General features: G+C 56.0%; 12 protein-coding genes. 8 read left to right on the forward strand and 4 right to left on the reverse strand.

The genetic code is table 11. From position 1 onward, the window contains the following. The first annotated feature begins 7 nt into the window (after positions 1 to 7). From NNL35_RS11450 to NNL35_RS11470, 5 genes are all read left to right on the forward strand, one after another. Positions 8 to 532 (forward strand): hypothetical protein, encoded by a 525-nt coding sequence (locus NNL35_RS11450; RefSeq protein WP_006677784.1) that lies wholly within the window; start codon positions 8 to 10, stop codon positions 530 to 532. 112 nt (positions 533 to 644) lie between these two features. After that, entirely contained in the window at positions 645 to 1085 is a 441-nt protein-coding gene (locus NNL35_RS11455; RefSeq protein WP_006677785.1) for an Rrf2 family transcriptional regulator, read from the forward strand. Positions 1086 to 1365: 280 nt separating this feature from the next. Beyond that, positions 1366 to 3111 carry a methyl-accepting chemotaxis protein gene (locus NNL35_RS11460; RefSeq protein ID WP_040731970.1) on the forward strand — a complete coding sequence of 582 codons (1746 nt, stop codon included), beginning with the start codon at positions 1366 to 1368 and terminating at the stop codon, positions 3109 to 3111. Between the two features lie 202 nt (positions 3112 to 3313). After that, positions 3314 to 4102 carry an alpha/beta hydrolase gene (locus tag NNL35_RS11465; RefSeq protein WP_006677788.1) on the forward strand — a complete coding sequence of 263 codons (789 nt, stop codon included), beginning with the start codon at positions 3314 to 3316 and terminating at the stop codon, positions 4100 to 4102. A gap of 243 nt (positions 4103 to 4345) precedes the next feature. Beyond that, entirely contained in the window at positions 4346 to 6241 is a 1896-nt protein-coding gene (locus NNL35_RS11470; RefSeq protein ID WP_083835578.1) for a putative bifunctional diguanylate cyclase/phosphodiesterase, read from the forward strand. Between the two features lie 96 nt (positions 6242 to 6337). On the opposite strand, the gene NNL35_RS11475 is transcribed toward NNL35_RS11470, so the two are convergent. Further along, complete coding sequence (locus NNL35_RS11475; protein WP_040731975.1) at positions 6338 to 7585, reverse strand: hypothetical protein; 1248 nt, start codon at positions 7583 to 7585, stop codon at positions 6338 to 6340. Next, on the reverse strand, positions 7534 to 9249 hold the full coding sequence (locus tag NNL35_RS11480) for a TPM domain-containing protein (protein ID WP_040731977.1): 1716 nt from the start codon (positions 9247 to 9249) through the stop codon (positions 7534 to 7536). Before NNL35_RS11480 ends, NNL35_RS11475 begins: the two co-directional genes overlap by 52 nt. A 196-nt stretch (positions 9250 to 9445) precedes the next feature. On the opposite strand from NNL35_RS11480, the gene NNL35_RS11485 reads away from it, so the two are divergent. The 3 genes from NNL35_RS11485 (at position 9446) to NNL35_RS11495 (ending at position 12860) form a co-directional block, all read left to right on the forward strand. Then, positions 9446 to 10549, forward strand: a complete 1104-nt coding sequence (locus NNL35_RS11485; protein ID WP_006677791.1) for a C45 family autoproteolytic acyltransferase/hydrolase — start codon at positions 9446 to 9448, stop codon at positions 10547 to 10549. A 164-nt stretch (positions 10550 to 10713) separates the two neighbouring features. Then, complete coding sequence (locus NNL35_RS11490; protein ID WP_006677792.1) at positions 10714 to 11610, forward strand: helix-turn-helix domain-containing protein; 897 nt, start codon at positions 10714 to 10716, stop codon at positions 11608 to 11610. A gap of 293 nt (positions 11611 to 11903) precedes the next feature. After that, entirely contained in the window at positions 11904 to 12860 is a 957-nt protein-coding gene (locus NNL35_RS11495; protein WP_006677793.1) for a 3'-5' exoribonuclease YhaM family protein, read from the forward strand. 258 nt (positions 12861 to 13118) lie between these two features. On the opposite strand, the gene tnpB is transcribed toward NNL35_RS11495, so the two are convergent. Both tnpB and NNL35_RS11500 read right to left on the reverse strand, forming a co-directional pair. Beyond that, positions 13119 to 13469: an IS66 family insertion sequence element accessory protein TnpB gene (tnpB, locus tag NNL35_RS30650; RefSeq protein WP_420798536.1), complete on the reverse strand. Its 351-nt coding sequence runs from the start codon at positions 13467 to 13469 to the stop codon at positions 13119 to 13121. Between the two features lie 785 nt (positions 13470 to 14254). After that, positions 14255 to 14959: an ABC transporter ATP-binding protein gene (locus NNL35_RS11500; RefSeq protein ID WP_006677794.1), complete on the reverse strand. Its 705-nt coding sequence runs from the start codon at positions 14957 to 14959 to the stop codon at positions 14255 to 14257. Positions 14960 to 14965: the final 6 nt, after the last annotated feature.

Genomic DNA, 14965 nt, shown 5'->3' on the forward strand with positions numbered 1-14965 from the left:
GAGCGCATTGCAAAAACAAAGCTTCGGCGGCATACTGCTCATTGCCGCAGGTTCACTGATCATTCTGATGCATATGCTGCAGAGCGGCGAGATGAGGCTGAGTGATCCGGGGTATGTGTTCGGGTACTTCTGGCCCGCCATTTTTGTCATTCCGCTTGGCATTTTATTTCATGTTATGTATTTCAGCATGACCCGGGGAAGGGCTCCGGGACTGCTTATACCCGGCGGAATTCTGTGCATGGCTGGAGTCGTCTGCCAGATCTCGATGCTGTTCGACGCCTGGTCCTGGATGTGGCCGGGCTTCCCGTTAGCCGTAGCCTTCGGCCTGTTCGAATTCTATCTGTTCGGCGGGCGCAATAAATGGCTGCTTGTACCGGTTTATATTTTGGGCAGCATGTCTGTCATCTTCTTCCTTCTATTCAGCATCGGAACGGTACTAGGGGCTGCCGGCGGCAGTTCTCTCGCTGCGCTGCTGCTTATCGGAGCGGGATTATATGTCATTTTGCGCCGCAATAACAGCGTAGTCGGATAACGGCAATCCGAAGGGCCGCCTCACGAGGCGGCCACTGGCATGCCTGCAGAGCGGCTGCATTGACAATGGACATCAGTTGTAACTATAATGGTTGCATGAAAGGGTGAGCCAGATGAAGATAAGCAGCCGGTTTAGTGTGGCCGTTCATATATTGTCCTTGCTGACGTTGGAGCCGCAAGCTCATCACACCTCTGAATGGCTGGCCGGTAGCGTGAACACGAATCCGGTAGTTATTCGCAGGGTGACCTCCCAGCTGAAGAAGGCCGGTCTCGTGGCGGTCCGCACCGGTACGGGAGGGGCTTCCTTGGTGCATCCGGCGAGCGAGATTACGCTCCTCGATGTGTACCGTGCCGTTGAAGCGGTAGAGGAAGGGGAATTGTTCGGCATGCATGAGCATCCGAATCCGCAGTGTCCGGTCGGCGCCAATATCGAAGCGGTGCTGCAGCTCATCACGGCCCAGGCGCAGTCCGCGATGGAGCGCGTGCTGGAAGAGATTACACTGGAGCAGGTCGCCCTGAATCTGAAAATGCACATCAATGCGGAAGAAAAATAAAGCGGGAGCCATGGATTGGCAGCGGACATGCATGGGGGCATCGGATGGCCTCATGCATGTTTTTTTTGGTTTATTTTGCAATGGTAAATTATAGGTCTAAATACCCATTTGTTTGTATCGTAAGCAGAATGATATAAATTTTTTGTCGAATCATCACGATATATATTTATGGATTTTCACGAGGCAGAAATACGGAATTATCAAAATGGTTCTAAACCGCCGGTTCGAAATGGATGAAGACGCCCGTATTTTTCCTGCTTACATCTAAGGGGTGAACGAAATGAGAAACAAAAGTTTAGTGTTTAAATCGGTGTTGGTGCTGTCCGTGCTGATTACGGTCATGTCGGTTGTGTTTACCAGCTTTTCTTATATGTCCGAACGAGGCATCTATTACGATGAGCTGTTAAATGTACATACTTCGCTTGATCAGCAAATTACCTTGGAAATCGAAGGCATTGCCAAGGCACAGGAAAAAATGAAAACGATGAGCTATGACCAGTATATGGAAGATCAAGAAATGGACTGGATCCAGACGAATTTGGAAGGGATGACGCGCGAGGGCTACATTTCCAACAGCTACCTGATTAAGCCAGAGCTGATCGAGAAAGACGGGAAAGTGTTTATGTCGGTCATTCAGGCTAACAATAATATGATTGAGCATGACAACAAGCCGCTTAGCGACGTGGAGATGACGGAAGAGTTCCGTCAGGCTTACTATGACATGAAACAGGATGGTATCGGTATCTCCGCGGTCTATGCCGATTCCATGGGCGAGTGGATTACAATACTATCTCCGATTCAAGACAAACAAAATAAAACGATTGCGCTCTTGGGCATCGATTTTAATTATTCGAAAATAAGCAACGATCTGAATCAGATGATGTGGAGAAATATCGCCGTCGGCGCCGTGACCGGCATTGCTTTTATCCTTCTTATTATGTGGCTCATCCGCAAGACAATCCGTCCGTTGAATGAGCTGGCGCAGCTGGCCAAGCGCGCGGCCAAGGGGGATTTGACGGTCCAGATTCCGGTCAATTCGCGGGATGAGATCGGCGCGCTGTCATCGAGCTTCAATGAAATGATAACCGATATCCGCGAGCTGATCGGAAGCATGAAGGAGACGACGAGCCACGTCACAGAGGCTTCGAACCATTTGACCGTCATCTCGCAGCAGACGGCGCAATCGACGCACGAGATCTCGAGCGCCATTCAAGAGGTAGCTTCCGGTTCGGAGACGCAGCTGACGGGAACGGAAGAAAGCAAGATCGCGATGGGCGAGATGGCCGTCGGCATCCAGCGGATTGCGGAATCCGCATCGAATGTGTCCGAGTACAGCGTAGCGGCCGCTCAAGCCGCGAAGCAAGGGAATGAGGTCGTTCAGCAGACGATCACGCAGATGAACAGCATTCACTCCTCCGTGAACGAATCGGTCACGATGGTGCGGAAGCTGGCCCAGCAATCGAATGAGATCGAGCAAATCGTATCGGTCATCGGCAGCATTGCCACCCAGACGAACCTGCTGGCATTGAACGCCTCCATCGAAGCAGCCCGCGCCGGCGAGCATGGCCGGGGCTTCGGGGTCGTCGCGAAGGAAGTGCGTTCGCTTGCCGAGCAAGCGAAGGTATCGACGGAGCAGATCGCGGAGCTGCTGCAATCCGTCGTAGCCAGCACAAGACATATGGCCGGCGCGATGGAGTCGACGGCAGAGGAAGTGCAGGAAGGGACGCAGATCGTACAGGTGGCCGGAGAGACTTTCCAGAAGGTATGGAATTCCATCCAGGAGGTATCCGATCAGATTCAAGAGGTGTCCGCGGCTTCGGAAGAAATGTCTGCCGGCAGCGAGCAGGTTGCGGCTGTGCTTGATAACTTGGCCGATATCGCCAAGAACGCCTCCGAGAGCTCGCAGAGCGTGGCAGCCTCCTCCGAGGAGCAGCTGGCCATTGTTGAGGAGATTGCCGATTCCGCATCGGTGATGAGCGGCAAAATGAAAGAGCTGGATCAGGAAATGAAGAAATTTATCATCTAATTCACAATTCGAATCAAGAAGCAAAAAACATAAACCTCCGCAAAAGAAGAAATGTACCTTGCGGAGGTTTGTGTTGTATTGGCGAATTAGGATCACAGCCGCTTGCCAAGAACGGCGCCTCGTGACATGCTCATACTAGCGCATCGCGCGCCATCCTTGGCGCAGGATGCGAATCCGACAGGCTGCATAAGGAGGACGAACGATGAATCGGATGTTGCTATGGCCGCAAGGCGCGCCATTATCTATGGGGGACCCGGTGGAAGCGGGACCGGCGCTATACCTCTTTCCGGCGGGCGGCACGGAGCCTGCCGGGGCCGTTATTATCTGCCCCGGCGGAGGATACGGCTTCAAGGCGGAGCATGAGGGGGCCCCGGTCGCGGAATGGCTGAACTCGCTGGGGATACACGCCTTCGTGCTCGACTACCGGGTGCACCCCTACCGCCATCCGGCGCCGCTGCTCGACGCCCAGCGCGCCATTCGACTTGTACGCAGCCAAGCCCGGGCGTGGAACGTCCGGCCGGACCGTGTCGGCATCCTCGGCTTCTCGGCAGGGGGGCATCTTGCCTCTACGGCGGGAACCCGGTATGACCTCGGAGTGCCGCATGCCGCTGACCCCATCGACCGGGAGAGCTGCCGTCCCGATGCGATGGTGCTCTGCTATCCGGTCATCACGATGGGAGAGACCGGACACCCCGGCTCCCGGGAGAATCTGCTCGGCCCCGATGCGGATCCGCAGCTGATCGAGGCGCTGTCCAACGAGCGTCATGTGACGGAGGATACGCCGCCGGCCTTCTTGTGGCATACGGCCGAGGATGATGTGAAGGTGGAGAACAGCCTCCAGTTCGCCTTGTCGCTCAGCCGGAAGGCGATCCCCTTTGATCTGCATGTCTACGATAAGGGGCCGCATGGATTAGGCTTGGCTTTGTCCGACCCGTACGTCGGCGGGTGGACAGCCCAATGCGGCAAATGGCTGAAGAAGCTCGGCTTCTAACCGGCAGAGAAGCGAGGCAAGGAAGTGGAAGGGAGCGGCAGGAAGAGGCAGGAAGACCTCAAGCGCGGCGCGGACGAGCTGGCTGGAGGCACGGATTGGACAGGGGATGGAGCGGCCGCTTTTTCCGTGCTGCTATGACAAGTTGCGATGTATGCGACAAAACGATGGACAAGGGAGCCGGTAAAGGGTATAAAGAGAAAAAGAAACAATGCAAGCAGATCGGACTTACGTTGACAACATGGGATGACCCGCCTGTCCGTTACCTACAGAAGGAGGCACGCCGTCTTGCAGAATCGCTCCTGTCCCGTTTCCCACGCCAGCGGGCCCTGGCTTGATCCACCTTGGAAGGATTCAGATGACGCCCATTTACAAATAAATGAGAAAATAACCGCGCAAATGAGCATGATCGAATTGAGCGAGAAGGATCTGGAGATTGTGCGATCGATTCGCCCGCTCGTGCTGGAGCATATCGACGAGATCGTGGATTCCTTCTATGATTCGGTGCTGCGCGTAGATATATTGAAAAAGCTGATCCTGGAACATAGCCAAATCGAAAAGCTTCGCAAAACGCTGAAGAAGCATTTGATCGAAATGTTCAGCGGCCGGATCGACCCGGAATTTATCGAGAAGCGGATGCGGATCGCGATCGTCCATGAACGAATCGGCTTGAAAACCCGCTGGTACATGGGCGCGTTCCAAAATCTGCAAAATGCGTTCATCCATATGCTGAACCTTCATATGCCCGACAAGGAGCGGATGCTGACCGTCTGCTTGTCGATAACGAAGCTGTTGAACCTGGAGCAGCAGCTCGTGCTGGAAGCCTATGAGAAGCGGTCCAATGAGAAAATTCAGCATCAGGCGTTCCATGATGAGCTGACCGGGCTGCCGAACCGCCGCATGCTGCAGAAGCGGCTGCAGGAGCGGATCGAGCCCGGAGCGGAGGCGCAGGGCCGGTTCGCTGTCATGGTGCTGGATATCGACCGGTTCAAAATGATCAATGATTCGCTCGGGCACGCCTATGGCGATCAATTTTTGAAGATGGTCAGCTCCCGGCTGCTGGAGGCGGCCGGCGAGGCTAGCAGCTTCATCGCCCGAATGGGCGGAGATGAATTCGCTGTGCTGAGTCCGGCGGATGCGGAGCATGATCCCGCCGATTTGGCCATGCGTATCATCGAGCAGATCCGGCTGCCGTACCAGTTGAACCGCACGGAATTTTTTGTGACGACGAGCATCGGCATCGCCATCTATCCGGAGCATGGCGTGACCGCTTCCGAATTGCTGCGCAATGCGGATAAGGCGATGTATGAAGTGAAGAAGGACGGCAAGAACGACTACCAGTTCTATTCCGCGGCATTCGACGCCCATCTGCAGGAGAAGATCGAGCTGGAGAATGATCTGCGCAAAGCGGTGGCTCGCCAAGAGCTGGTCGTTCACTACCAGCCGCAATATACACTCAAGGAGAATCAATTGATTGGCGTCGAAGCGCTGATGCGCTGGAACCATCCGCGCAAGGGCCTTCTCGATCCGTCCGTCTTCATTCCGATCGCGGAAGAGACGGGAATGATATACGAGATGGGCGCCTGGATTTTGCGGGAGGCCTGCCGCCAGATGCAGGCATGGCATGATGCCGGCGGGCCTCAAATCCGCGTGTCGGTCAATCTGTCGACCCAGCAATTCCATCAATCCAATCTATGCGAGACGATTCGCGGCATTTTGGAAGAGACCGGTCTCCCGGCGGAATATTTGGAGCTGGAGATTACGGAAAGCATGATGATGGACGTCACCCGCTCGACGCAAATTTTGCAGGAGCTGACGGCTCTCGGCGTATATATCAGCATGGACGATTTCGGCACCGGGTACAGCTCTCTCAGCTATTTGAAGCTGTTTCCGATTCGCAAGCTGAAGATTGACCGTTCGTTCATGAAGGATGTGATGAGCAATCCGAATGACAAGGCGATCGTGGCGACGATTATCTCGATGGCCCATCATTTGAACATGCGCGTGATCGCCGAAGGCGTCGAGACAGAGGACCAGCTCCAATATTTAAGCGAGAACGGCTGCGATGACATTCAGGGCTTCTTTTTCAGCCCGCCGGTGACCGCCGAGCAATTGCAGAGTACCATTCTGAGTGGAAAATAGACCTGGGGGAACGCGCCTCCCCGCATTAAAGAGGCTGTGCATCCGGACCTTGCTGCCGGTGCACAGCCTTGCTTATTCGTCGGACTGCTCCGATCTCTACCAGTTCGAGCCGCCGGAGGAATTATTGTTCTTGCTCCAGCTGGAACCGCCGGAGGAGGAACTGCCGCTTCCCCAGCTGGATCCGCCCGACGAATTCGGCGTCCTGCGCTCCTGGGCCCGCTTGGCTTCCTCTCTGCGGCGCTCCTCCGCCCGTCTTGCTTCTTCTCTGCGGCGTGCTTCTGCCCGCCTCGCTTCTTCCGCTCGCCGCTCCTCCCGCACCACATCGTTATACGCCGATTCCATGGCCGCAATAATCCCGGTCATGGCGGCTGTGGTGCGCGCAGCTTCGTCATAGGCCCCGCGCCGCATCAGATCGCTGGCCTCGCGATGGATCGTGGCGAAGCGGGAATCGAATGGCGAGACGTTGATTTTGCTTCTCGCCCGGGAATACGCGCGCCGGTATTGGCTGGCCGCCCGATCGATCTCCCGTTCCGCATTGCGCTTCTGTACGGCCGCCCGTTCGATGACGCCCAAGTATTGATTGGCTTCGTCAACGAATTCCCCGCTCACCTCGTTCATCAGCTCGACATCATAGGGCGGATCGGCGACGAGGTTGCGCAGCCCGGACTGCAGCCGCTCCAGACGATGCTCCTGCTCCCCCCACAGCTGGGCGAGATGGTGGCGGGCGAGGATGCGCTGGGCTTTGGCGAAGGCGGATTCGCCCGCCGCCTGCTTCCGCAGCGCCTCCTTGTGCGCGCTGTCCAGCTCTCTTACCTGGCGCTCATACCGCTCGATGGCATGATCCAGACCGGCCAGCTCGAGAAGCATCCGATCCAGCTCTTCCCGCGCCAAGTCGTATTCCTGCACATCGATGCCGGACCAATACTCGGCCTGGCCCAGCGCCGGCGCGATATCGGACAGGTACTGGTATTTCTCGCGATACAGATGCCATAGCTGCTCCCAATGCTTCGTCCGGTAGGTAGACTGGACGCGCACGGTCACCTCGGACAGCTCCTGATCCCGGCGGCGGTATCCGTCCAGTCTCGACTTGATCTGGGCGATGTCCTTGGCATTCTTGACCTGCAAATCCGCCTGCCGCTGCGTCATGTTCACCGCGTCGGCCAGCAGTTGCCTCATCAGCTCAACGCGCTGGATCGCCGCCGGGATATCCCCATGCCGCAGCAGTTCCTGCATCTGCTCGTTGACCTGCCCCGTCTGCTCGATATTGCCGTACGGATCGATGCGCACGAGCTTCAGACGGAATTCCTGCGCGATGGTTTGAACGCGCTCCCGGCTCTCCGCCATCTGCTGCGGAGTTCGGCGCCCAGCGGGTCGAAAATCTCCAGCTGCTTGCTCTCCGCCAGCTCGGCCTTGACCGCGTGGTGGCGCCGCTGCAGTTCATCGAGCGGCCAGTTACGCGCCTGAATGTCCGCCGCGATGTCGCGGTCGGCGGCCTGGAGCCGTTCCTCCGCATCCGCAATGGTCTGCTTCAACGTCCGGTCAAGCTCTTCGATATGGCCGATCGCGGCGACATGCCGTTCCGCATCCGCCGTGCGCTCCTTCAGCTCGGCGGCCGCGGCTGCAACCTGCTTCCGCAGGGCGGGCATGAGCCATTGCCGCTTCGGAATGGCCTCGAGCTCCTGCTGTCTGTTGTTCAGCCAGATGAGAATGTCCGCCAATTCCCGATCCGCCGTCCTGGCCGCATGCTGCGTCTCGCCCTGGGACAGATCGAGATAGGTCTTGTTCTTCTCCAGCGCCTGGTTCACCCGCACCATCAACCCGGGCTGGCGCCGCCGGAGCCGCCGCAGCCGGAACCACAGCTCCCCGCGCTCGCCGGCGACGGCGAGTACGAGCAGCCCGCCGGCCGACAGCAGCACAAGCTGCCAGTCGATCGCGAGCGGCATCGCGGAAGTTTTCCCCCTCCTGGCGGGGTCCGGTTCCTGCTGCGGCCTATCTTGCTTCGCCGCGTGCGGCTCCGTCTTGGCGGCGGCGGGCGCCAGCGGCTTCAAGGCATGCGTCGCCTTCATCAACGCGATGGACGCCGCGGCGAAATCGCCTTCCTTCGCCTTCGGGATGAAGTGAGTGTCCAGCCATGCCTTCAGGCTTCCCGGGACGTCGCCGTGGATGCCGGTCTCGGCATCGATTTTGTCCTGGAGGGCGGGGTTGTTGAAATTCATCTCGACCCGCCGCTCCTTCTTCGAGAGGAGAAGCAGAATATCATCGGCCCCTAATCCGAGTTCCTGGTAGAGCTTGTTCTCGTACTCTTCCGGCGCCGCTCCCTTGAAGCTGTCGACGGTCACCAGGCGGAATGTGTACAGCTTCCCCTGCGCCCCCTTCTTCACGGCGGGCAGTGCCTCCTTCGAGATCATGCGCGCCTTGTCCTGGACAAGGGCGGGCTTCGCGGCGTTGCCTCCTGCCTGAGTGGCTCCACCCGGCTTTGCTCCCGGCTTCGCGTCCGGCTTGCTGCCGGCGGTTGTCTGCGGCTTCAAGGCATGCGTCGCCTTCATTACCGAGACCGAAGCCGCCGCGAAATCGCCCTCCTTCGCCTTCGGAATGAAATGCGTATCCAGCCACGACGTCAGACTGCCCGCCGCGTCGCCGCGAATGCCGACCTTGGCGTCGATTGCGGCCTGGAGGGAAGGATTGTTGAAGTTCATCTCGATCCGCCGCTCCTGCTTGGAGATGAGGAGGAGGATATCATCTGTTCCCAGTTCCCATTGATCGTACACGTCGTTGGCGTAGTCGGCAGGCGCCGTTCCATTCAAGCTGTCCACGGTCAGCAGGTAGAAGGTGTACAGCTTCCCTTTGGCCGCCTTCTCGATGGAGGCGATCGAGTTCTTCGACAGCATCTGCGCCGTATCCTGAACCCGTCCATCCTTGGCCGGAATCCCCTCCGCCCTCGCCGTTCCCGGGGCGGCGGACATCATAATGACAAGCAAAAGCATAATTATGCGCAGCGCATATTGCACGTTGAACCCTCCCGTTGTATCGCACCGATAGTCTATTTCCAGTATAACGGAATTACGGCGGACTTGGGGAAAAGTTCCTGCATAGTTCGGTAGCGGGTCTGTGCGGTGAAAAACGCAATAAGTATCAAATGTGTCCCGTTGCCGCTTGATATGATGGATGGGAACGAGTCAGGATACGTAAAGGAGAGGGTAGTTGATGCAAGAGAAAACGGGGTATTTTGCGCACTTGGAGGGCACAAGCCGGGAGGTGGGCCGGCAGCAGGGGCAATTCGCGGCGGAGCATCCGGCATGGATGCCGATGCTCGTCCTTCCGGAGCCGCTGCCGGAAGCGCGGCTGCGGGAGACGATGCGGCTGCTGGACGATTACTGCCCCGGCATCAATGATGAACTGCTCGGGGCGGCCGAGCAGTTGGGCGTCGAGCCGGGCCGGATGGTCTACTACGCGGGGACCGACATTCAGGCGGGCTGCAGCCACTGCGCCGTCCTGCCCGGGAAGACGGCAGACGGGCGGACTTATGTGCTGCGCAATTATGATCTGTCCCCGGAGCTTGCCGACATGCGGCTCTGCGATACCGCGATTCACGGGCGGTACCGGCATATCGGGTTCTCGACCGTCCTGTTCGGACGAACGGAAGGAATGAACGAGCACGGGCTGTGCGTCACCTTCTCGGCCTGCGGCCAGCCGGTCGGGAATATGGAGGGCATGCGGGCGGCGAAGGTGAGCGGCCTGCAGTTCTGGGCGGTCGTGCGCACGGTGCTGGAACGCTGCCGGACGGCCGCGGAGGCGGTCGCCGCCATACGCGAGATGCCAATCGCCTCGAACATGAATCTGATTATCGCGGACGCGTCCGGACATGCCGCGCTCCTGGAGACGTTCGACGGCGAGATTGCGGTCAAGGAGGCGGACGGAACGGCAGAGTCTTATGTTACGGCGACGAACCATCCGCTGTTCCCGGAAGTCGCCCGGCTGGAGCCGCGCCGGCTGCATCACTCCGTCGTGCGCCACGAGCTGTTGAATGAGGCGCTCGGAGGAAGCGCGCCGGTCGGCAAAGACGAATTGCGCGGGCTGGTCCAGCAGGAATATCCGCATGGCTTGACCGTGCACAATTACCGGCAATGGTTCGGGACGCTCTACTCGATGCTGTTCGATCTGAACGAACGCACGCTGGATGTCTGCTTCGGCTCGCCGCTCCAGAATCCATGGTACACTGTCCGTATCGGAGAACCGTTCCCGCAGGAGCAGGTGAAGGTGCGAATGCAGCATCGCGATCCCGAGCCCGGCTTCTGGCAGCTGGTCTGATGCGATGCAGATTCGGCAGCTTACGGCATCTTCGGCAGCCTTTGGCAGCGAGGGCGGGCTCGGCCCGGATGTCCGGCACGGCCTTTCCGGCGGGAGCGGCGTTGGATAAGATGCAGTTGGATAAGATACAAAGAGCCAATGAACGGCATGACGGGGGATAGGAAATGAGACGTTCCATCATCGAAAGCGCGGTCCAATATATCGAGACCCATCTGAAGGAACCGCTGCATGCGGACGAGGTGGCCCGCCATGTGCATGTCTCCTACTATCACTTCCACCGCTTGTTCCATGCGATGACGGGGGAGACGATCGGAGACTATATCCGCAAGCGGAGACTGACGGAAGCGTCGCTGGAGCTGATGGGAACGCGGCGGCCGATATTGGACATCGCCATCGATTATCAGTTCGAGTCGCATGAAGCCTTCAGCCGCGCATTCAAAAAAGTGTTCGGCCTGTCCCCGCACGCCTTCCGCCGCAAGGGGATCCGGCCGGTCGTCAACAGCAAAGGGGCGCTGGTCGGCCCGCGGCTGCGGCATCGCGTCAGGAGCATCACCATCGAACCGGAGATCGTCGAGCTGGAGCGGAGCATTACGGTCTTCGGATTGCAGGGCCACAGCAACCTGCGCGACAATCTTATCCCGGACATGTGGTCCGAATTGCTCCGGCAGCGCCGGGAGGCCCCGCCCGGGAGCTTGGTATCGACGGCTTACGGCATCTGTCAGGCGATGGGGGCGATGCCCGTGCATGATCTGAGCGAGGATACAATGTTCGGGCAATTCGTCGGCTTCGAGGCAGCAGGGGACGGGCCGCCTCCGCCAGGGATGGGGGCTTATGTGATTCGCCCGGGCAAGTACGCGGTCTTCCGCCACCGGGGCCCAACCTCCTTGCTCCGCAGCAGCTATGAGTACATTTGGGGCACATGGCTGCAAGGCGCCTCCTGGGAACTGGACGATCGCGACGATTTCGAGCAGTATGGAGAAGACTTTTACGGAACGGAGCATGAGGACTCCATCATTCGGATCTACATCCCGGTCAAGCCGGAGGCCGGCGCATCCGGTTGAGGGCAAGGGCCAAGAGTCATAACGCAGAACACTGAATGAAATAACACAGAATGCACAACAGCTGAATGCGGAACGCAGAAGGCAGAACATAGAATACAGAATGTCGAACGCTGAATGCATAAAGCACACGCTCCAAGCAGAGAACGATCTTTTCCGCCACGCGCGGAAGAGGTCGTTTTTGTGCTGGGGACGCCCTTGCCGTACCGAGAAGAGAAGCGTGTTCCATTTGATCCCGCCCGCCGCCGTGAACTCGTTGTATAATATAGGTATCATGGCAAGGAGGAACTTATCACGTGACATTAATCAAGCAACTGACGAATCAGGACGAGTTTATCGGCTTTTATTTATTGAAGGAGCTGGAGGTCAAGCAGACGAACGGCAATCCGCCGAAGGATTATTTGGACATCGTCCTGTGCGATGCGACCGGACAGCTTCCCGCTAAATATTGGGATGCTTCCTCGACCGATAAGGAGACGTTTTTCCCGATGGGGCTCGTGAAGGTGCGAGGCATCGTGCAGACCTACCGGGAGAGGCTGCAGGTGAAAATACTGCAAATCCGGCCGGCCAAGGAGGAGGACGGGGTGACGCTGACCGATTTCATTCGTTCGGCTCCCATCCGCCCCATCGACCTGATTCATACGATCAAGCAAGCCATCGCCAGCATTTCCGATACGGAGATTCGCGCGCTTGTCTCCTTCTGCGTAGGGAAGGTGGAGGAGAAGCTGATGCACTACCCGGCGGCGAAAACTCATCACCATGCCTATTTCGCGGGGTTGGCCTACCATATGGTGCGCATGCTGGAGATCGGTGACTTTTTGTGCCGGCAGCGGCCGTTCCTGAATCCGGATCTGTTGAGGGCGGGCATCATTCTTCACGATATTGCGAAGCCGGAGGAGATGGTGGCCCAACTCGGCATCGTATCGGAATACAGCGTTCAGGGCAAGCTGGTCGGCCATATTTCGATGGCATCGAACTGGATTACGGAGGCGGCCCTGCGGCTCGACATCGATCTTGATTCGCCGAAGGTGCTCGGCCTGCAGCATCTCGTGCTGTCGCATCATAATCTGGGCGAATGGGGCAGCCCGGTGCAACCGCAGACGCCGGAGGCGGTGGCGCTCCATCATATCGACGCGCTCGATGCGAAGCTCCAGATGGTCGAGGATGCGCTGGACACGACGCCGGAGACGGAGGAGTGGACGCCGTTCATCCGCGGCTTGGAGAACAAGGCGATCTATCGAATGAAGCTGTAGTACATAAGCATAAGCAGCGCCAAGAGGCCGGAAGGCAGTCGGGTTCATGTTCAGTCATGGACCGGCTGCTTTTTTTGGCGTGTGCCCAGCGAACACGCACCATCTAGCCGGTGAAAGGCCGGTCTCAGGAGGAAGCTAGTCCCCGTGTAGAGAGGATACCTCCGTACGACGAAATCCGTTCGTAGAAGTGTATCGACGAAAGTACCTGTCGGAGACGGGGCGAGTAACAGGCCAGACCGAAGTGAATCCTACACGTCGTCAAAGGCCTCGCAAGAGGGAAAAGAGGAAGCCGAAACTGGAGTTTGGCCGACAACTCGGCATTTTGCCGTTTGAGTTAAGCCTTTTGCTGCTGCCAGCACCCAGCGAAGTTCCCCTGGGTGAGCAAAGCGGAGCCGGACCGCCTGCCGGTCGTTGAAAGGAGCTACGCTCCAACCTGCGATAGTACAGCCAAAAACCGGCATGATCCCAATGGAGGATTTTGAGCTCGCCCCGTCTGTGGTTGCAATACACGAATAGCGTCGAGGAGAACGGATCGAGCAAAAATTGTTCATGCACAATAGCGGGCAGTCCATCGATCATTTTGCGAATTAATTTCGGTTGCGTCGCCAGTCAGATAAAGGGGTGAAGCACGGTGAAATTTAGCATAACGGCGTAAGGGCAGGGCAGCCATTACATCGCAGGCGGGAGGGCTGGACAGTTACAAGTAAGAAAATATTGTTGTGGCAGTTCGGTTTGCAATCAGTTCCAAGTCTTATGAAACGTGTTCTACTATCTTAGAAATCGATTTTTATATTCCTAAAACGATTCGAGGGTATCTATGACTTGGATACAGGATCGATGGAGTAGCATCTATGCGCCGAAGGTTGAATTTCAAGTATTGGAAGATGGGTTAGACGATCAAGAGGAAAACTGGCCGAAATAAGGATATGCTACTCGGCCTAGAATAAGACAGATTACACTCAATCTTATGATTGGTATAACATCCGTACCAACCACATCCTTATATTATCATGCGGTGCATGTAGCGTTTAATATCAAAAGATATCAAGCGATCGAACAAGGTGTGCCCGACTTCTTCTAGAGTCTGGACAAATAGCCCACAGCGCGCCTAGCTTATTTAGGCGCGCTAAAAGAAGTTGACGCGTTTATCACCGAGTAAAATCGAGTAGTCACTAAGTAAAAGAACTTAAGTCTTTAGAAACGACTTCAGTAGTCGACATTTAGTGTCAAAAGCTACCTACTTTGAGCAGGAGGTGTTTAAGTTTTATAAAGTGAACATTTTTCTATATGAAAGCAATGCGGATGGGATTAAAGCTATTTTTTCAAAGGTTCTTTTGATGCTTCGGAAGTCTAATTGAATAGATTGATCATTAGCTAAATCGAAATATTACATGTCAATAAGTGTCGCTAACATTTACGGGAAGAGAAGAAACGGTTTCGGGAATTAATCCTTCCTTCGTTAATTGATATACCTCATCGCAATGCTGGGCTACCATCTGATTATGGGTTGCAACTATGATCGAGACTCCATTTTTCTTCAAGTCATTCAGACATGTTAATATGATAAACGCAGTCTCATCATCTAATGCTCCAGTCGGCTCATCTGCGACAATGAGTTGGGGTTCCTTTATTAAGGAACGAATTATGCCTACACGTTGGATTTCTCCGCCTGACAATTTTTCAATTTTGTAGTTAAGTAGGTGGTTAATCTCAAACAACTGACTGATCTTTTCAATTCGCCTTGTAATAACATTCTTATCTCCACGAGCCTTTTCAAACCATAATGGAACAACGATGTTTTCTAGAACAGTCAATTTAGGGATCATAGGGCTATACTGTGAAATGTAACCTATTTTACGTCGTCGAACATCACTTAAACCAGATAAATCCATTTGGCTCAAATCTTCACCGTCAAAAAAATACTGTCCAGAAGTGGGTTTCTCCAAACCAGCAAAAATATTAAGTAAAGTACTTTTTCCAACACCACTTTTTCCTTTTATGGCTACACTTTTTCCCTTACCTACAATCAAATTTATATCCTTAAATATCGTTGAATTTTTGAATTGTTTAGATATATTTTTTAATACAACTTGCTGCATTGGCTT

The sequence above is a fragment of the Paenibacillus dendritiformis genome, from assembly GCF_945605565.1.
Classification (GTDB): Bacteria; Bacillota; Bacilli; order Paenibacillales; family Paenibacillaceae; genus Paenibacillus_B; species Paenibacillus_B dendritiformis_A.